Here is a 19,322-nt window from a genome sequence, read left to right on the forward strand (position 1 = left end):
GGGGCTGTTCACTCGACGCGGTAGCGGATCCAGCCGCGTGCCTGCAGGCAGCTGCGGTACAGGTCGTCGCGCGCGCGCTCGTTGATGTCGTAGCTCTCGGTTTCGGCGTCCTGCCAGTACGGCAGCGTGCGGCTGCAGCGGGTGCCGGCGGGCGAGCAGAACCAGGACGGGCCGAAGCGCGGCGCCCGGGTGACGCGCTCGCCGGCCAGCGGCGGGAAGGCCTGCGCCGCTTCCTTCTTGCACTGGAAGCTGTCTTCGTCGAAGTTGGCGTCGTAGCGGGTGGCGTGGCGCCACTGGTAGGTGGCGCAGGCGCCGAGCAGCAGCGCCGCCGCCACGCCGAGCAGAACGGATTTCATGCTCGCTCCTCCTTGCCGCCAGGGGCGGCTCAGTGTTGCCGCACCGCGTTGCGCCTCGCGGCCCAGCGGTACAGCCCGAGGCCGGCGACGATCATCGGCACGCTCAGCCACTGCCCCATGCTGATGATGTCGGACTGGCCGAAGATGCCGGCGTCCGGGGTGCGGAAGAATTCGGCGATGAAGCGGAAACTGCCGTAGCCGATCAGGAACACCGCCGACACCTGGCCCAGCGGCCGGCGCCGCGCCGAGAACAGCCACAGGATCACGAACAGCGCGAGGCCTTCCAGCGCCGCCTGGTACAGCTGCGACGGGTGGCGCGGCATGGCGTCGACGTGCGGGAAGATCATCGCCCACGGCAGGTCGTGGCTGGCGATGCGGCCCCACAGCTCGCCGTTGATGAAGTTGCCGATGCGCCCGGCGGCGAGGCCGGTCGGCACCAGCGGTGCCACGAAGTCGCTGATCTGCCAGAAGCTGACGCCTTTCTTGCGCGCGAACAGCAGCATCGCCGCCAGCACGCCGAGAAAGCCGCCGTGGAAGCTCATGCCGCCTTTCCACACCATCAGGATCTCGGCCGGGTGCGCCAGGTAGTAGCCGGGCTGGTAGAACAGCACCTCGCCCAGCCGCCCGCCTGCGATGACGCCGAGCACCGCCCAGGTCAGGAAATCGTCGAGATCCTTGCCGCTCCAGCCGCAATCCGGCTGCTGTTTGATGCGGACATGGCCCAGCCACAGGAACAGGCCGAAGCCGACGAGGTACATCAGGCCGTACCAGTGGATGGCCAGCGGGCCGAGCTGGATGGCGACAGGGTCAAACTGGGGATGGATCAGCATTTGTCAGGTATGGGCGTTTGCGGTAAAAGGATAGGGATAAATTATACGGAAAGCGTTACCGGACGTCGCGCGGCTACCCGCAGTGCGACGCCTTATGTGTAGAACATGCCGGCACCCGCAAGTTCTACCGGCCGGGCAATATCCCGTCCGGCCCGCGACGCGCCGCCAGATCAAAGCGACAAAGCCATTACTGCATTCAAGGACACATCATGCCTCAATACCGTTCCAAGACCTCGACTTCCGGCCGCAACATGGCGGGTGCCCGCGCCCTGTGGCGCGCCACCGGCATGAAGGACGAGGACTTCCAGAAGCCCATCATCGCCATCGCCAACTCCTTCACCCAGTTCGTGCCCGGCCACGTGCACCTGCATAACATGGGTCAGCTGGTGGCGCGCGAGATCGAAAAAGCCGGCGGCGTGGCCAAGGAATTCAACACCATCGCCGTCGACGACGGTATCGCCATGGGCCACGGCGGCATGCTGTACTCGCTGCCAAGCCGCGACCTGATCGCCGACAGCGTGGAGTACATGGTCAACGCCCACTGCGCCGACGCGCTGGTGTGCATCTCCAACTGCGACAAGATCACCCCTGGCATGCTGATGGCCGCGCTGCGCCTGAACATCCCGGTGGTGTTCGTGTCCGGCGGCCCGATGGAGGCCGGCAAGGTCAACTGGCGCGGCACCGAGCGCAAGCTGGACCTGGTCGACGCCATGGTCGAGGCCGCCAACAGCGCGATCTCCAACGAGGACGTGGACAAGGTGGAGCGCTCCGCCTGTCCGACTTGCGGCTCCTGCTCCGGCATGTTTACCGCCAACTCGATGAACTGCCTGACCGAGGCACTGGGGCTGTCGCTGCCTGGCAACGGCTCGATGCTGGCGACCCATGCGGATCGGAAAGAGCTGTTCCTGCGCGCCGGCCGCCTGATCGTGGACATCACCAAGCGCCACTACGAGCAGGATGACTTCAGCGTGCTGCCGCGCAGCATCGCCACCAAGGCCGCGTTCGAGAACGCGATGAGCCTGGACGTGGCGATGGGCGGCTCCACCAACACCGTGCTGCACCTGCTGGCCGCCGCCAGCGAGGCCGGTGTCGACTTCAAGATGACCGACATCGACCGCATCTCGCGTAGCGTGCCCTGCCTGTCCAAGGTGGCGCCGGCGACGCAGAAGTACCACATGGAAGACGTGCACCGCGCCGGTGGCGTGGTCGCCATCCTGTCCGAGCTGGACCGCGCCGGCCTGATCCACCGCGAGGTGCCGACCATCCACAGCACCACCCTGGGCGCCGGTCTGGAGGCCTGGGACATCCGCCGCCACGGCGAAGACAGCGAGGTGCACCGCTTCTACCGCGCCGCACCGGGCGGCGTGCCGACCACCATCGCTTTCAGCCAGAGCATGCGCTACCCGTCGCTGGACGACGACCGCGCCGAGGGCTGCATCCGTGACAAGGAACACGCGTACTCGCAGGACGGCGGCCTTGCCGTGCTGTACGGCAACATCGCCGAGCGCGGCTGCATCGTGAAGACCGCCGGCGTCGACGACTCCATCCTCAAGTTCACCGGCCGCGCCCGCGTGTTCGAAAGCCAGGACGACGCGGTGGCGGCGATTCTGGCCGACAAGGTCGTCGCCGGCGACGTGGTGGTGATCCGCTACGAAGGCCCGAAAGGCGGCCCGGGCATGCAGGAAATGCTGTACCCGACCTCGTACCTGAAGTCCAAGGGCCTGGGCAAGGCGTGCGCGCTGCTGACCGACGGCCGTTTCTCCGGCGGGACCTCCGGCCTGTCCATCGGCCACGTGTCGCCGGAAGCGGCGGAAGGCGGCGCCATCGGCCTGGTGGAAGAGGGCGATACCATCGAGATCGACATCCCCAACCGCGGCATCCGCCTGGCGGTGTCCGACGAAACCCTGGCCGCACGCCGCGCGGCGCAGGAAGCACGTGGCGCGCAGGCGTGGAAACCGCTAGACCGCCAGCGCGTGGTCAGCCCGGCGCTGCGCGCCTATGCCGCGATGACCACCAGTGCCGACACCGGCGCGGTGCGCGACGTGTCGCAGGTGGAACGCAAGTAAGCCACTCCACCGTTGCGGCCAACCCTGGCCGCATCCGCCACAACGGCAGCCCCCGCGGGCTGCCGTTTTTCATGGCCGTCGCGGCGCTGGTTACGATTTGTCACAGTTTGCCGGGCGCGCTGCCGCTACCATGCGGTCACCACCTGCTTAAACAGACAATCGTTGTTTTTGATCGTATTTCGATACAAAAGCGGACAGTCTGCGCCGCTTCGGACGCTTGTGTCATGAACCGGTAAGCAGCGTGGCAGGGCGGGTGCCGGTACCGGGTGTTGAGGTACGGGCGGCCAGCCCGCGACAGACGGCACGACCATATCCATAACAAGCAGCGGCAAAAAAAACACGCTGCACACGGCAACGAAGAGCAAACAGCAAACGGGAGAGATGGATGTTCAAGACGGTAAAGGCCCAATTCATGGCCATGGTGGGCGCGGCGGCCATCGGCATCGTGCTGATGACGATCTGGGCGCTGTTCAACCTTGGCCAGACCCTGACCGAGCAGGCGGTACGCGATACCCGCCAGCTGGCGCAAAGCGCGGCGAGGCTGGTGGAAAGTTACGAGGCGCAGGCGGCGACGCTGGGCGAGGACGAGGCGCGGCGGCGGGCGATGGCCGCGGTGATGGCGATGCGCTTCGGCGAGGACGGTTACTTCTTCGTCACCGACGAGCGCTTCACCTATCTGGGCCACCCGATCCGCCGCAACCTGGTCGGCACCAGCATGACGACGCAGGTCGACCCCAATGGCGTCAATCTCGGTGAAGCCTTCCGCCTGGCGCTGGCCGGCGGCGGCGTGGCCGAGTACCACTGGGCCAAGCCCGGCTTTGCGCAGCCGGTGGGCAAGATCGCGGTGGTCGAGAAAACGGCGCGCTGGGGCTGGGTGATCGGCACCGGCATCTACGTCGACCATATCGACAACGCGGTGTGGCGGCAGGCGCTGTTCCTCGGCGCCGGCCTGGTCGGCCTGTTGCTGCTGCTCCTGGCCATCGGTTACGTCATCGGTCGCCGCCTGGTCGGCCAGCTCGGCGGCGAGCCGGCCTACGCGGTGGAGGTGGTGGCGGCGATTTCCGCCGGGCGGCTGGATACTGCGGTCGATGTCCGCCAGGCCGAGCAGGGCAGCTTGCTGGCCAGCATCGCCGACATGCAGCAGCACCTGCGCGACATGGTGGGGCAGGTGATCACCAATGCCGACTACCTGGTGTCGGTGGCCGACGGGCTGATGGACAACGTCGACCGCGTCGCCGCCGGTTCCGACCGCCAGAGCGGGGCCGCCACCGCGATGGCGGCATCGGTGGAGCAGATGACAGTCGGCATCAACCATATCGCCGCCAACGCCGAGCACGCGCACGAGCTGGGGCGCAATTCCGGCCAGCTGTCGCGTGACGGCGCGGCGGTGGTGCGCAAGGCGGTGGACGAGATGCGGGTGATCAGCGACGTGGTCGGCACCGCCTCGCAAAGCCTGCAGCGGCTGGTGGAGGACGTCGGCAATATCTCCTCCATCGTCGGCGTGATCCGCGATGTCGCCGACCAGACCAACCTGCTGGCGCTGAACGCGGCGATCGAGGCCGCGCGCGCCGGCGAGCTGGGCCGCGGCTTTGCCGTGGTCGCCGACGAGGTACGCAAGCTGGCGGAGCGCACCGCGCAGGCCACCGGCGACATCGTCGACAAGATCGAGCAGATCCGCCGCCTGTCGGCCGATACCAGCCAGGCGATGGTGGAGACGGTGGAACGCGTTGCCGCCGGCCGTGCGCTGGCGGACGAGGGCGGCGACGCCATCGCCAGCATCGAGCAGGCGTCGGCGGCGGTGCTGCGCGCGGTGGAAGACATCTCGCTGGCGCTGAAGGAGCAGAGCGTGGCCAGCAACGACATCGCCGTCAACGTCGAGGGCATCGCCGGGAGCGCCAGCGACAACGCTGCTGCCGCGCGTGCCGCCGCCGACGCGACGCAGAGCATGCACGGCCTCGCCGGCGAGCTGCACCAGTCGGTGACCAGGTTCCACCTCGGTTAGGCGCCGCCTGTTCGTGCCCGCCGCTGGCCACGCCGGCGGCGGCTGCCACCGGCGCGGCCTGCGGCCAACCTTGGCAGCGGCCGGGGAGTGTGTTCTCCTTGCGCCTTTGCCGCCGGAGCTACCGATGATCCCTCCTTCCCCGCTTGACGCCGCGCTGGCGCAGTATTTCGGTTTTGACGGCTTCCGCGACGGCCAGCGCGAGGTGGTGCAGGCGCTGCTGGACGGTCATTCCGCGATGGCGATCTTCCCCACCGGCTCCGGCAAGTCGCTGTGCTACCAGCTGGCGGCGACGCAGCTGCCGCACCTGACGCTGGTGATCTCGCCGCTGCTGGCGCTGATGCGCGACCAGCTGGCCTTCCTGCAGCAGAAGGGTATCGCCGCGGCGGCCATCGACTCCAGCCAGAGCCGCGACGAGGCGCAGCAGGTGATGGCCGACGTGCGCGCCGGGCGTATCAAGGTGCTGATGGTGTCGGTGGAGCGCCTGAAGAACGAGCGCTTCCGCCGCTTTATCGCCGAGGTGCCGCTGTCGCTGCTGGTGGTGGACGAGGCGCACTGCATCTCGGAGTGGGGCCACAACTTCCGCCCCGATTACCTGAAGTTGCCGCAGTACCGCCGGCAGCTGGCCATCCCGCAGGTGCTGCTGCTGACCGCCACCGCCACCCCGGCGGTGATGCAGGACATGGCGCGCCGTTTCGACATCGCGCCCGAACACATCACCGTCACCGGCTTCTACCGCCCCAACCTGCACCTGCACGTGCGCGCGGTGGCGCAGGCGGACAAGGACGCGATGCTGCTGAAGCTGCTGGCGCGCACGCCGGGCGCCGCCTGCGTGGTGTACGTCACCCAGCAGCAGACCGCGGAAACGTTGGCCGCACGGCTGCAGGCGCAGGGCGTCGGTGCCGCCGCCTACCACGCCGGGCTGGACAGTGCGCTGCGCGAGCAGATCCAGGACGAGTTCATGGGCGGCGACACGCCGGTGATCGTCGCGACCATCGCCTTCGGGATGGGCATCGACAAGGGCAATATCCGCCAGGTGATCCACTACGACCTGCCCAAATCGGTGGAAAACTACAGCCAGGAAATCGGCCGCGCCGGCCGCGACGGCGAGGTGTCGCTGTGCACGCTGCTGGGCAACCGCGACGGCCTGCACGTGCTGGAGAACTTCGTCTACGGCGACACGCCGCAGCAGGCGGCCATCGAACTGGTGTTGCAGCGCATCCGCAACGAGGCGCAGCACGGGCAGTGGGAGATGACGCTGTACGGGCTGTCGGCGGACAGCAATATCCGCCAGCTGCCGCTGAAGACGCTGCTGGTGTATCTGGAGGTGCAGGGCGTGCTGCAGGCGCAGTACAGCTACTACAGCGAGTACCGCTTCCAGCTGCGCGAGGACGAAGATGCGCTGCTGGCGCACTTCAAGGACGAGCGCCGCGAGTTCGTCGCCGCGCTGCTGGCGCACAGCAAGCTCGGGCGCAGCTGGTACGCGTTCGACTTCGACAGCTTCCTGCAGGCCTTCCCCGGCCAGCGCCAGCGCGCGGTGACGGCGCTGGAATTCATGGACGAGCGCGGCTGGCTGACGCTGGAAAGCAAGCAGATGACCGAGGTGTACGCGGTGAACGACGCCGCCTTCGATGTCGCCACGCTGGCCGCCAGCCTCTATCGCCAGTTCCAGGCGCGCGAGGACAGCGAGCTGGCGCGCCTGCAGCAGATGCTGCGCCTGTTCGAAACGGAAAGCTGCCTGAGTTTCGCGCTGGCCAGCTACTTCGGCGACAGCGCCGCGCCGCGCGAGTGCGGCCATTGCCTGGTGTGCCGCGGCAAGCCGGCGCGACTGCCGGCGGCGCCGGAACAGGCCGCGCTGGACGCCGCCACGTTGCACGGCGCGCTGGCGGCGCTGCACGACAAGCTGGGTGCGACCGCGGAGGCGCATCTGGCGGCCTGTTTCCTGTGCGGCATCACCCTGCCGCGGCTGACGGCGCTGCGCGCGGCGCGGCTGCCCGGCTTCGGCCGCTTCGCCGGCTATCCGTTTGCCCGCGTGCGCGCGCTGTTGTCGGTGGGGATGGCGTAAGGGGAAGGCGCTGCGGCCAACGTTGGCCGCAAGGTCTGGATGTTCATCAGTAGAAGCCGAGCGCGCCCAGCAGGCTGAAGATCAGCACGAAGCAGGTGATGCCGGTCAGCAGCAGGTTGGTCTGCTTTTCCTTGTGCAGCGAGGTCTCCAGCGAGCGCTCCTGCGACTGCAGGCTGTGCAGCTTGTGCTGCAGCTCGGCGCGCTCCTCGTCGTGGCGCGACAGCGTGCTCAGCAGCGCGTTGAGCGACACCTCGGTCACCTTGGCGGTATCCCAGCCGCTGATCAGCTGCCGCACCCGGGCCTTGTGGTAGCGGCCGTGCACCTGGGTGCTGTCGTCCCACTCGAAATCGAAGCCGTGTGCCGCCAGCCGGCTGTTGCGGTGCGTGCGCGCCTCTTCGCCCTCCGCCTCCGGCGCCGGCAGCACGCTGGGCAGCACGCGGTAGTCCGGGTAGCGCTGTTTCAGCCAGTTGATGGCCTGCGAGTAGGCGTAGCCGGACAGGCCGAGGCCAGCGATCTCCGGGCTGAGGCTGAAGCCGGACTTCGGCCCGAACGACACCGTGTGCGACGGGTGATCGACCGTCACCTGCAGGCAGTTGCGGGTGTTCATCCACTCGGACGCCTCGCCGCGCATGGGCTGCCACTGACTACCCTCGGCGCGGGCGAAGGTGACGAACTGGATGCGGAAAAAATCGGACTGGAAGGTATGGCCGCTGCTGATGCGGCTGAACAGGTAGATCGGCACCCCCTCGTCGAGCAGTGCGATCAGCTGCTCCGCCTGCGGCGTGCTGCGCCCGGCAAGATGGCTCTCGTCCTCCGGCGACGGCAATGGGATTGCTTCCGGCTCGCTGGCGGCTTTGTCGATTTTCGGTGGCGTTTTCAGGCTTCGGCTGGACATGGCGGCATGGTTTCAATCGTGCGTGGCGGCTAGCGTACACCATTGGCTGTTGTACGTCAGGAAACGACGGGGGGCATCGCCATCGTTGTCTTCGTCAGCGGCCGGCGGCTTCTCCTGCGCCAGCATGGCGGCAATCGGCCACCAGTGCCCGGTCGCATTGTCTCTAAAGATGGGGGGCTCTCCGTAACTCGCAGAGAGCGGTCTCGGTCCGAGTGGCCGGATTGGGCTATATCTTGGTCAGTAGCCAAAGAAACTTCCGGTTGCGAGGGGCTTCCTTGGCACGATGAACCAGATCGGGAGGGCATGGGGTCATGTTCAACAAGGATCGTTTTATCCAGGATTGTTTGAGCGCCATTTCCGAGGGGCATGAGGCGATTGGTGAGCTGGTGGCCGAAGCGGTTTCGGATAGAGCCGGGATGATGGCCGAGCTTGGCGAGCCGGAACATGCCGGACTGACGCCGCTATTCAGATCGCCTGATCTCACCGTCATCAGCTTTGTGTGGGCGCCGTGCATGAGCCTGATGCCGCACAATCACCAGATGTTTTCGGTTGTCGGTATCTACACAGGGCGCGAGGACAATGTCTTCTGGAAACGCTCGGGAGCCACGATCGCGGCAGTCGGTGCCAAGTCGCTGGGTGCCGGCGATGTAGCGACGCTCGACCGCGATGTCATCCACTCGGTGCTGAATCCGATAGGGAAGATGACTTGTGCGATACACGTTTATGGCGGTGATTTCTTCGCGCCCCCCGTGCCGCGAAGTGAATGGGACCACGAAACGCTCATCGAACAGCCTTGGAACGTTGAGCACGCAAAGTCACTGTTCCGGGAGGCCGAGGCGCGCTTTCGTGCGAGCCTCGGTTAGTAGGGAGGAGGTCAATTCAAGCCGCCTTGCTCTAATTGCGGCCAACCTTTGTGCGCCGGCCAAGCCCAAGCAGCACCGCAATGAAAAATGGCTGCTTCCGTAAGCGGAAGCAGCCATTTGCTCTTTCAGACCAGCCGGCTCGTCACACCGGCCAAGCCTGACGTGATGCTTACGCCAGATCGAAACGGTCTAGGTTCATCACCTTGCTCCACGCCGCCACGAAGTCGTTGACGAACTTCGGCTGCGCGTCGCTGCAGGCGTACACCTCCGCCAGTGCCCGCAGCTGCGAGTTGGAGCCGAACACCAGGTCCACGGTGGTGGCGGTCCACTTCGGCGCGCCGCTGGCGCGGTCGCGGCCTTCCAGTACGCCGTCGGTGGCGGACTTCTGCCACTTGGTGCCCATGTCGAGCAGGTTGACGAAGAAGTCGTTGCTCAGGACCCCGGGGCGCTGGGTGAACACGCCGTGCGGTGTCTGGCCGGCGTTGGCGCCCAGCACGCGCAGGCCGCCGATCAGGACCGTCATTTCCGGCGCGCTCAGCGTCAGCAGCTGCGCCTTGTCGATCAGCAGTTCGGCGGCGGCGCCCTCCAGCCCCGGCTGCACGTAGTTGCGGAAGCCGTCCGCGCGCGGTTCCAGCACCGCGAACGAGGCGACGTCGGTCTGGTCCTGGGTGGCGTCGGTGCGTCCCGGTGCAAACGGCACGGTCACCTGCTGGCCGGCCTGCTTGGCCGCAGCCTCGATGGCGGCACCACCGGCCAGCACGATCAGGTCGGCCAGCGAGATCTTCTTGCCGCCGGCGGCGCCGGCGTTGAAGTCCTGCTGGATCGCGGCCAACGTTTGCAGCACCTGCGCCAGTTGCGCCGGCTGGTTGACGGCCCAGTCCTTCTGCGGTGCCAGGCGGATGCGGGCGCCGTTGGCGCCGCCGCGCTTGTCACTGCCACGGAAGGTGGCGGCGGCGGCCCAGGCGGTGCCGACCAGTTGCGCCGTGCTCAGGCCGGAGGCGAGTACCTTGGCCTTCAGTGCGGCGATGTCCTGCGCGTCGACCAGCGGGTGGTTCACCGCCGGCACCGGGTCCTGCCAGATCAGTTCTTCTGCCGGCACCAGCTTGCCGAGGTAGCGGGCGCGCGGGCCCATGTCGCGGTGGGTGAGCTTGAACCAGGCGCGGGCGAAGGCATCGGCGAAGGCCTGCGGGTCCCGGTGGAAGCGGCGCGCGATCGGCTCGTAGATCGGGTCGAAGCGCAGCGACAGGTCGGCGGTGGTCATCATCGGCGGGTGCTTCTTGCTCGGGTCGTGCGCGTCCGGAATCATGTCTTCCGGCTTCACGTCCTTGGCCACCCACTGGAACGCGCCGGCCGGGCTCTTGGTCAGCTCCCACTCGTAGCCGAACAGGGTGTCGAGGTAGCCGTGGTCCCAGGTGGTGGGGTGGGGTTTCCACGCGCCCTCGATGCCGCTGGTGATGGCGTGCTCGCCCTTGCCGCTGCCGAACTGGTTGACCCAGCCCAGGCCCATTTCCTCGATCGGCGCGCCTTCCGGTTCCGGGCCGACCAGGGCCGGATCGCCGGCGCCGTGCGCCTTGCCGAAGGTGTGGCCGCCGGCCACCAGCGCCACGGTTTCCTCGTCGTTCATCGCCATGCGGGCGAAGGTCTCGCGCACGTCACGGCCGGAGGCGACCGGGTCCGGGTTGCCGTTGGGGCCTTGCGGGTTCACGTAGATCAGGCCCATCTGCACCGCGGCCAGCGGGTTGGCCAGCTCGCGGTCGCCGCTGTAGCGATTGTCGCCCAGCCAGGTGCTCTCCGGCCCCCAGTAGATGTCTTCTTCCGGCGCCCAGATGTCCTCGCGGCCGCCGCCGAAGCCGAAGGTCTTGAAGCCCATCGATTCCAGCGCCACGTTGCCGGCGAGGATGAACAGGTCGGCCCACGACAGCTTGCGACCGTATTTCTGCTTGACCGGCCACAGCAGGCGGCGTGCCTTGTCGAGGTTGCCGTTGTCCGGCCAGCTGTTGAGCGGGGCAAAGCGCTGGTTGCCGGTGCCGGCGCCGCCGCGGCCGTCGGCGATGCGGTAGGTGCCGGCGGCGTGCCAGGCCATGCGGATCATCAGGCCGCCGTAGTGGCCCCAGTCCGCCGGCCACCAGTCCTGCGAGTCGGTCATCAGCGCGTGCAGGTCCTTGATCACGGCGTCCAGGTCCAGGGTCTTGAATTCGGCGGCGTAGTCGAACGCCTCGCCCATCGGGTCGGACTCGGCGCCGTGCTGGTGCAGGATGCCGAGCTTGAGCTGGTTCGGCCACCAGTCCGCGTTAGAGGGGCCGCCGGCTACGGTGTGCGGGGCGGCGCTGCCCGAGAACGGGCACTTGGCTTCTGTCGACATGGTTCTCTCCTGTTGATTTTGATGGCCGGCGGATTGCGCGCGCTGGCGCGTCCGTTGCGGCGTGTCCGGATTAATTCGAGTGTTCGGGATGAACGGCGTGGCCGGCGGCGGCCCGGTACGGGCCATGCCGCGTGTTGCGGCCAACGTTGCGGTTTACTGCATCCACACCAGGTTGGCCCACAGGTCGTCGAGGGTGATGTGTTGGCGGAAGAAACGTTTCATGGTGTGGCTCCTTGCAGATCGCTTGCAAATCAGTTGATGACTGGATTATGGATACCGGTTGTGCATTTGTTAAATTGATTGTTATTCTTGATGTATTAGTTTTTTGCTATTCATCTGCCATGCCGCACGCATCGGGTGCGGTTTGCGCCGCGCTGGTGCATGCGCCATGTCGTGGTGATTCTTTTTATAGCGGCAAAGTGGCGAAATGGCAGTGCCGGCGGTGCTTTTTGCTGGCACGGCAATTGCTGAATACTCGGCGAGGGTAGCCGTGGTGGCTGCGCCTCGCTTGAGAGTCTGTCCCGTTGCTTCGGTCTGCATCATTCAAGACACGCCCGTTCCCGCCTTGGGGACGGGCGATTTTTTTTGCGCCGCCCGCGTGCCGCGGCGGTTAAGCAATGCCGCGCAACGCGCTATACTCGCCGCTTCGATCACCGGGGGTGTCTGCCGAGGCAGACTGAGAGAGACCCCAGAACCTGATCTGGGTCATGCCAGCGGAGGGAGCGTGATGCGCGGCCGGTCCGCGTCCCGCTTCTTCTTTTGGTCGGCGCCACTACCAAAAGAGGATGTCTGCAATGTTCAAGAAGACCGTACTGCTGCTGGCCCTGGCCGGCGCCTCCCTGACCACCCTGGCCGCCGAGCTGCGGGTGATGACGCACAGCTCGTTCAGCCTGCCGAAAGAGCGCATCGCCGAGTTCGAGAAACAGAGCGGCGCCAAGCTGGCCATCATCAAGGGCGGCGATGCCGGCGAGATGCTCAACAAGCTGATCCTGACCCGCGCCAATCCGGTGGCCGACGTGGTGTACGGCATCGACAACACCCTGATCGGCAAGGCCAACGCCGCCGGCGTGCTGGAGCCGACCAGCAGCAAGGTTGGCCGCAGCGTGGCCGCGGCCAACCTGCCGGGCGCGGTGGCCATCGACTACGGCTACGTCACCCTCAACATCGACAAGGCCTGGTTTGCCAAGCAGAAGCTGGCGCTGCCGGCGACGCTGGACGACCTGGCCAAGCCGGCCTACAAGGACCTGCTGGTAGTGGAAAACCCGGCGACCTCCAGCCCCGGCCTCGCCTTCCTGCTGGCGACCATCGCCGGCAAGGGCGAGGAGGGCGCCTTCCAGTGGTGGGGCAAGCTGCGCGACAACGGCCTGAAGGTGGCCAAGGGCTGGAGCGAGGCCTACTACACCGACTTCACCCGCAACGGCGGCGCGCGGCCTATCGTGGTCAGCTACGCCACCAGCCCGGCGGCGGAAGTGTTCTACAGCAAGGAAAAACTGGCCGAATCGCCGACCGCCAACCTGGCGCTGAAGGGCGGCGTGTTCATGCAGGTGGAGGGCGTGGCCAGGGTCAAGGGCGGGCAGCAGCCTGCGCTGGCGCAGCAGTTCGTCGATTTCCTGCGCAGCGAGGCGGTGCAAAAAGACCTGCAGACCAGCATGTGGATGTATCCGGCGGTGGCCGGCGTGGCGCTGGCGCCGGTGTTCAAGCACGCCGAGCAGCCGGCCAGCTTCAGCAACCCGGACCTGAAGGCGATGCAGCACAAGACCGCCGCCTGGGTCAGCCGCTGGACGCGGCTGGTGATCAAGAACGCGCCGTGATGCGGCAAGCTGCCGGCGCGCGCCGGCAGCGGGGCGTAGCAAGCAACGGTAACGGCGGCGGCCGTTACCGTTTTCCATTGTCGTGATGCAGAAAGTGTTGTCCTTGTCCGATTTTCGCTGGCTGGCCTTGCCGCCGCTGTCATTCCTGCTGCTGCTGGTCGGGCTGCCCTTGTCGCGCCTGCTGTACGAGGGCGGGCTGGCGTTCAGCCCGGCCTTGCTCAGCGACCCCTATCTGCAGTGGCGCCTCGGCTGGTCGCTGCTGCAGGCGGCGGCCACCTGCGCGCTGACGCTATTACTCGGCCTGCCGCTGGCGTGGGTGCTGGCGCACTTCGAGTTTCTCGGCCGCGCGCTGTTGCTGCGGGTGCTGATGCTGCCCTTCGTGATGCCGACGCTGGTCGCCGGCCTCGGCGTGCTGGCGCTGTTCGGTCCGCACGGCCTCAGCGGGCTGAACCTGCAGGACACGCCGTGGCTGCTCTTGTACGGCAACCTGTTCTACAACCTGCCACTGCTGATCCGCGCCGCGGTGGACGGCTTCGACCACGTGCCGGCCAGCCGGCTGATGGTGGCGCGCACGCTGGGCGCCTCGCGCTGGCGCGCGTTCTGGCGCGTGGAGTGGCCGGTGGTGCGGCCGTGGCTGGCGTCGGCGCTGTGCCTGATCTTCTTGTACTGCTTCTCCGGCTTCGGCCTCGCGTTACTGCTCGGCGGCCAGCGTTACGCCACGGTGGAGGTCGAGATCTACTCGCTGGTCGCTTACGAGTTGAACCTGGCCGATGCCGGCGCGCTGGCGCTGCTGATGCTGCTGCTGGGCGCCGTCATCGCGCTGCTGTACGCGCTGATCGAGCGTCGCCTGGCGCGGCCGGACAAGCGCAGCCCGCCGCTGCGCCAGCCGGTGCAAGGTTGGCCGCAACGGCTGCTGCTCTTGGCCAGCCTGCTGCTGTTGGCGCTGTTCGCCGCCGCGCCGCTGCTGGCGGTGCTCTTGCGCGCGCTGCTGGCCGATGCCGCCGCGTGGCGGGTGCTGCTGCAGGACGACACCCAGCTGGCGCTGGGCAACACGCTGCGCTTCTCGCTGCTGGCGCTGCTGCTGGCGACTCTCCTGGGCCTGCTGCACGGGCTGGCGGCGAGAAGCAGCGCCGGCCTGCGCGCGCTGATGTTCCTGCCCTTCATGGTGTCGCCGGTGTGCGTCGCCTTCGGCCTGCTGCTGGCCTATCCCGCCTACAGCGCGACGCTGGCGCTGCTGGTGGCCGCCTACGCGCTCCTGGCCTACCCGTTTGTCGCCAAGGCGGTGGTCAGCGCCCGCGACGCCTTGCCGGCGGCGCTGCCCAATGCCGCGCGCACGCTGGGCGCGTCGCCGTGGCGCGTGTTCTGGCGCGTCAGCCTGCCGCTGATGCGCCCGGCGCTGCGGCGCGGCATGGCGTTTGCCGCCGCCACCGCCGTCGGCGAATTCGCGGTCAGCCTGTTCCTGTCGCGGCCGGAGTGGCTGACGCTGACCACGCTGATCTACCAGCATCTGGGCCGCCCGGGTGCGGCCAACCTTGAGGCGGCGCTGGTGTTGTCCAGCGTGCTGCTGCTGCTGGCGCTGCTGGCATTCATGGCCATCGAGTGGCCGGAGAAGACCCATGCTCGAACTTCGTGACCTGGCGCTGGCCTTTGCCGGCCGCCGCGTGCTGGACGGCCTGTCACTGCAGGTGGCCGCCGGCGAAACCGTGGCCCTGCTCGGCCCCTCCGGCGAGGGCAAGTCCAGCCTGCTGGCGGTGATCGCCGGCCTGCTACGGCCGCAGCGCGGCCAGGTGTGGCTGGGCGGGTGCGACATCAGCCGCCTGCCGCCGGAGCGGCGCCAGCTGGCGATGATGTTCCAGGACCACGCGCTGTTCCCGCACCTCGACGCCGCGGCCAACGTGGCCTTCGGCCTGCAGGAACGCGGTGTGCCGCGCGCGGCCGCGCGCCAGCGGGCCGAGGCGGCGCTGGCGGCGGTGGGCCTGGCCGGCCGTGGCGCGGCCGCCTGCCACCAGCTGTCCGGCGGCGAGCAGCAGCGGGTGGCGCTGGCGCGGGCGCTGGTCGGCGAGCCGGCGCTGTTCCTGCTCGACGAGCCGTTTTCCAGCCTCGACACCCACCTCAAGCAGCAGCTGATCGACGACCTGCGCCAGCGGCTGTCTAGCCTGGCGGTGCCGACGCTGCTGGTGACGCACGACCGCCACGAGGCGTTCGCGCTGGCCGACCGCGTCGCCATCCTGCAGCACGGGCGGCTGATCCAGGTCGGCACCCCGGGCGAGGTGCTGGCGCGGCCGGCCAGCGCCTGGGTGGCGCGCTTCGTCGGCTTCGACAACGTTGCCGCCGATCACGCGATCCCGCCGGCGGCCTTCCTGCTCGGCGGCGGGCAGCCGCTGCGCACGGTGAAGCTGGTGGAGCCGCGGGTGGAGGGCTGTCGCGTGGTGGTGGCCGGCGACGGCGGCGACTGGGTGCTGTCGCTGTCGGCGCGCGAGCTGGCCACGCAGCCGTATCCGCAGCGCGGCGGCCGGCTGGCGGTGGGTGTCGATCGCGCGGCGCTGCTGCGCTGGTAGCGCTTCTGGCTGATGCCGGGCTTGAGGCGGAACAGGTGCCGGGCGCGGCTTTTGGTGTAAACTGCCACGCCTGTTTCCGGATAATTGCAGAAAGAACGCACCATGAAGCCGCATATTCTCGACACCCTCCACCAAGCCCGCAACGCGCTGGACGCGCTGCTGGCCAATCCGGCGGCGCTGGCTGCCATCGGCGACGCCGGTGATGCGCTGGTGAACGCCTTCCGCCAGGGCAAACGGGTGTTCAGCTGCGGCAACGGCGGCTCGATGTGCGACGCGATGCACTTTGCCGAGGAGCTGTCCGGCCGCTACCGGCTGAACCGCAAGGCGCTGCCGGCGGCCAGCATCAGCGACCCCAGCCACATCAGCTGCGTCGGCAACGACTACGGCTACGAGGCGATCTTCTCGCGCTATCTGGAGGCGCACGCCGGGCAGGGCGACGTGCTGCTGGCGATCAGCACCAGCGGCAGCAGCAAGAACGTGCTGGCGGCGGTGAAGGAGGCGAAGGCGCTGGGCATGGTGGTGGTGGCGCTGACCGGCCGCGCCGGCTCGGTGATCGGCGAGCTGGCCGACATCGACGTCTGCACCCCGGGCGGCCAGTACGCCGACCGCGTGCAGGAGCTGCACATCAAGGTGATCCACATCCTGATCGAGTCGGTGGAACGCGAGCTGTTTCCGGAAAACTACGCCTGATTGTCATCGGCATGAAATATAAAGCCTGCTCGCGAGCAGGCTTTTTTTTATTCAATTGCGACATGGTGTTACAGATTTTTCGCCGTGTTTTTCTGCTGGTATCGCGGCTTTGATCGTTCCGGATTGGCATGAAAGGCGATTTGAGGTGCTTTTTGCCGGGCAAGGCTCGGGGATTGTGCGTTGCAATGGATGAATATCGTCATAAAATTGCTTATTGGCTATGTTTTTGGCAACTAGGTAAAAATACCAATTGCTTAAAGATCGCATTGCAATGGGGCCGGCTTGGCACTAGACATCAACAGTGATGTCATCAGGATCACCCCTGGTGCCGCGCTCAACCCACCGGAGCCACCCCCATGCTGCGCAATCTCACCATTGGTCAGCGTTTAAGTTTTCTGGTCGTCGTCCTGCTCGCCATCGCCGCCTTCCTCGGCGGCTACGGCATGTATACCCAGTCCAGGATTCTTGCCGATTTTTCAACAACCTACCACGACCGCGTGGTGCCGCTGCAGCAGCTGAAGCTGGTGGCGGACGGCTACGCGGTCAGCATCGTCGACGCCGCGCACAAGGTCCGCGCCGGCGCGCTGAACCGCGACGGTTTCCTCGCCAACCTGGATCAGGCCCGCACGCAGATCCGGCAGCAGTGGCAGGCCTACCGCGCCACCGAGCTGACCGCACAGGAGCTGCAGCTGGCGCAGGATGCCGAAACCAGCATGAAGCAGGCGGATCACAGCGTGGATCGCCTGCGCGAACTGGTGGTTGCCGGTGATAACGCGGCATTGCAGATGTTTAATGACACACAGCTGTACCCGGGGCTGGACCCGGTATCCGGGCGCATCTCCGCGCTGATCGACCTGCAGCTGAAGGTGGCGGCACAGGAGTACGCCGCGGCCGAGGCCGACGCCGCCTTCTGCGCGCGGGTGTCGCTGGGGCTGATGCTGCTGGGCATGGTGCTGGGCGCGGCGCTGGGCTACACCATCATCCGCCGCCTGCTGTCGCAGCTGGGCGGCGAGCCGGACGACGTGGTGGCGCTGGCCGGGCACATCGCCAACGGCGACCTCAGCCAGCAGCTGACGGTGCGCAGCGGTGACCGCCACAGCATCGTCGCCTCGATGGCGCAGATGCAGCAGGCGCTGATCGCGCTGGTGCGCAACCTGGATGGCATCGTGGCGCGGCTGACGGTGAACGCGTCCGAACTGGCGGCCGCCTCGGAGCAGGTGGCGGTCAGCGCCGAGGAGCAGACCCGCTCCGCCGCCGCGATGTCCGCCGCGGTGGAGCAGCTGTCGGTGAGCATCGCCTCGGTCAGCGACAATGCCCGCGACGTCGCCGCCGACGCGCAGGCCTCGGGCAGCCTGGCGCAGCAGGGCCAGGGCGTCATCGAGCGCACCGTGTACGCGATCCAGCAGGTGGCGCAGCAGGCGCGCGACGCCAGCGGCCAGGCGGACCTGCTCGGCAACAAGTCGCAGCAGATTGCCAACGTGGTGCAGGTGATCCGCGACGTGGCGGAGCAGACCAACCTGCTGGCGCTGAACGCGGCGATCGAGGCTGCCCGTGCCGGCGAGCAGGGCCGCGGCTTTGCCGTGGTCGCCGACGAGGTGCGCAAGCTGTCGGAGCGCACCGCGCACTCCACCGCCGAGATCAGCAGCATCATCGGCGAGATGCTGGACAACAGCCAGCGGGTGGTGGCCGGCATACACGGCACGGTCGGGCAGATGGAGGACGGCCTGCAGCAGAGCCGGCAGGCGCAGGGTGCGGTGGCCGGCATCGGCGACAACGTTGGCCGCATCAACCACGCCATCGCCGAAATCTCGGTGGCGCTGGTGCAGCAGCAGGCGGCTGGCAGCGGCATCGCCGGCAATGTCGAGCAGGTGGCGCAGATGTCGGAGGAAACGTGCAGCGCCGCGGCGCAGACGGCGGCGTCGGCCGGCCAGCTGGAACAGATGGCGCACGAGCTGAAGGCCGCCATCGACTTCTTCTCGCTGCCTGTCGCCGGCGCGCCGGCACGCGACACGGCGCTCACGCCTTCGCTGGCCGGCCGGCTGCAGCCGGCCTGAGGTCAGGCTAGACAGCAATGCCACAGGCAACACGGCCCCGTTCGGGGCCGTGTTGTTATTGCGACTCAGGCGGCAACGGTTTCCTGCGGCTGGCACACGTCCACCCAGTGGCCGTCGACCACGGTGACCAGCTGAGCCAGGCTGATGCGCACCGCGGTATGCACGTCGCCGGCGGCGGGCAGTACCTCGTCGAAGGCCTGCAGCGAGCTGTCCAGATACACCGGCAAGTCGGTGGCGAGGCCGAACGGGCACACGCCGCCGACCGGGTGCCCGGTCAGCGCCTCCACCTCGGCAGACGGCAGCATGCGGCCCTTGCCGAAGGCTTCCTTGAATTTGCGGTTGTCGATGCGGGCATCGCCGCGCGCCACCAGCAACACCACCCGGCCGTCGCCCAGGCGGAACGCCAGCGTCTTGGCGATGCGTCCCGGCTCGACCCCGTGCGCCTCGGCGGCCAGCGCCACGGTGGCGGTGCTGGTTTCCAGCTCGATGATGGCGATGTCCAGCTGGCGGGCGGCAAAAAACTCACGGACGGATTGCAGACTCATGGCGACCTCGGTTCGATGGCGAAGCGCCTATCTTGACAAGGTCGACGGGGTTTGAACATCCCCCGTAACCAGGCTGGCCGGGGCCGGGTGATGCGCCGGCACTGTGCTCATGTTGACGGGCTGGCGGGAGGCCGGGCGATCCGGCTGCGCGGCACCTGAGGCTCATGACGCGGTGGCGCAGGCTGCAAAGCTTGGCCGCAAGGGGAGCGGGCAAGCCAACCGCCGCGA

The 19,322-nt window shown here is 67.6% G+C and carries 15 protein-coding genes and 1 riboswitch; of the genes, 9 read left to right on the top strand and 6 right to left on the bottom strand.

What is annotated here, in order from left to right:
- Positions 1-8: 8 nt before the first annotated feature.
- Together IE100_RS01135 and lgt are read right to left on the bottom strand one after the other, a co-directional pair.
- On the bottom strand, positions 9-356 hold the full coding sequence (locus tag IE100_RS01135; RefSeq protein ID WP_189372242.1) for a hypothetical protein: 348 nt from the start codon (positions 354-356) through the stop codon (positions 9-11).
- 29 nt (positions 357-385) lie between these two features.
- A complete protein-coding gene (gene lgt / locus IE100_RS01140; protein ID WP_189372244.1) occupies positions 386-1,186 on the bottom strand; it encodes a prolipoprotein diacylglyceryl transferase in 801 nt (266 codons plus the stop codon).
- A gap of 209 nt (positions 1,187-1,395) precedes the next feature.
- On the opposite strand from lgt, the gene ilvD reads away from it, so the two are divergent.
- From ilvD to IE100_RS01155, 3 genes are all read left to right on the top strand, one after another.
- The gene (gene ilvD, locus IE100_RS01145) at positions 1,396-3,252 is read left to right on the top strand and encodes a dihydroxy-acid dehydratase (protein ID WP_189372246.1); all 1,857 of its coding nucleotides are present in this window, start codon (positions 1,396-1,398) and stop codon (positions 3,250-3,252) included.
- Between the two features lie 385 nt (positions 3,253-3,637).
- Complete coding sequence (locus tag IE100_RS01150) at positions 3,638-5,254, top strand: methyl-accepting chemotaxis protein (RefSeq protein ID WP_189372247.1); 1,617 nt, start codon at positions 3,638-3,640, stop codon at positions 5,252-5,254.
- A gap of 124 nt (positions 5,255-5,378) precedes the next feature.
- Positions 5,379-7,316: a RecQ family ATP-dependent DNA helicase gene (locus tag IE100_RS01155; protein WP_189372249.1), complete on the top strand. Its 1,938-nt coding sequence runs from the start codon at positions 5,379-5,381 to the stop codon at positions 7,314-7,316.
- A gap of 46 nt (positions 7,317-7,362) precedes the next feature.
- On the opposite strand, the gene IE100_RS01160 is transcribed toward IE100_RS01155, so the two are convergent.
- Positions 7,363-8,211 carry a hypothetical protein gene (locus tag IE100_RS01160; protein ID WP_189372251.1) on the bottom strand — a complete coding sequence of 283 codons (849 nt, stop codon included), beginning with the start codon at positions 8,209-8,211 and terminating at the stop codon, positions 7,363-7,365.
- 311 nt (positions 8,212-8,522) lie between these two features.
- Here IE100_RS01160 and IE100_RS01165 point away from each other — a divergent pair, with 311 nt between their 5' ends.
- On the top strand, positions 8,523-9,074 hold the full coding sequence (locus tag IE100_RS01165) for a hypothetical protein (protein ID WP_189372253.1): 552 nt from the start codon (positions 8,523-8,525) through the stop codon (positions 9,072-9,074).
- Between the two features lie 169 nt (positions 9,075-9,243).
- Here the strand turns inward: IE100_RS01165 and katG are convergent, their stop codons facing one another.
- Both katG and IE100_RS01175 read right to left on the bottom strand, forming a co-directional pair.
- Positions 9,244-11,436 (bottom strand): catalase/peroxidase HPI, encoded by a 2,193-nt coding sequence (gene katG / locus IE100_RS01170; protein WP_189372255.1) that lies wholly within the window; start codon positions 11,434-11,436, stop codon positions 9,244-9,246.
- Between the two features lie 303 nt (positions 11,437-11,739).
- A complete protein-coding gene (locus IE100_RS01175) occupies positions 11,740-11,979 on the bottom strand; it encodes a hypothetical protein (RefSeq protein WP_189372257.1) in 240 nt (79 codons plus the stop codon).
- 102 nt (positions 11,980-12,081) lie between these two features.
- Positions 12,082-12,176: riboswitch (TPP riboswitch) on the top strand.
- A gap of 54 nt (positions 12,177-12,230) precedes the next feature.
- On the opposite strand from IE100_RS01175, the gene IE100_RS01180 reads away from it, so the two are divergent.
- The 5 genes from IE100_RS01180 (at position 12,231) to IE100_RS01200 (ending at position 18,549) form a co-directional block, all read left to right on the top strand.
- A complete protein-coding gene (locus IE100_RS01180; protein WP_189372258.1) occupies positions 12,231-13,247 on the top strand; it encodes a thiamine ABC transporter substrate-binding protein in 1,017 nt (338 codons plus the stop codon).
- A gap of 85 nt (positions 13,248-13,332) precedes the next feature.
- On the top strand, positions 13,333-14,880 hold the full coding sequence (locus IE100_RS01185; protein ID WP_189372260.1) for an ABC transporter permease: 1,548 nt from the start codon (positions 13,333-13,335) through the stop codon (positions 14,878-14,880).
- Entirely contained in the window at positions 14,864-15,805 is a 942-nt protein-coding gene (locus tag IE100_RS01190) for an ABC transporter ATP-binding protein (protein WP_189372262.1), read from the top strand. Before IE100_RS01185 ends, IE100_RS01190 begins: the two co-directional genes overlap by 17 nt.
- Positions 15,806-15,907: 102 nt before the next feature.
- Positions 15,908-16,495: an SIS domain-containing protein gene (locus tag IE100_RS01195; RefSeq protein WP_189372264.1), complete on the top strand. Its 588-nt coding sequence runs from the start codon at positions 15,908-15,910 to the stop codon at positions 16,493-16,495.
- Between the two features lie 356 nt (positions 16,496-16,851).
- Positions 16,852-18,549 (top strand): methyl-accepting chemotaxis protein, encoded by a 1,698-nt coding sequence (locus IE100_RS01200; RefSeq protein ID WP_189372267.1) that lies wholly within the window; start codon positions 16,852-16,854, stop codon positions 18,547-18,549.
- 65 nt (positions 18,550-18,614) lie between these two features.
- On the opposite strand, the gene IE100_RS01205 is transcribed toward IE100_RS01200, so the two are convergent.
- Positions 18,615-19,094, bottom strand: a complete 480-nt coding sequence (locus tag IE100_RS01205) for a YbaK/EbsC family protein (RefSeq protein ID WP_189372269.1) — start codon at positions 19,092-19,094, stop codon at positions 18,615-18,617.
- Positions 19,095-19,322 lie beyond the last annotated feature (228 nt).

Source organism: Vogesella alkaliphila (assembly GCF_014652475.1).
GTDB lineage: Bacteria > Pseudomonadota > Gammaproteobacteria > Burkholderiales > Chromobacteriaceae > Vogesella > Vogesella alkaliphila.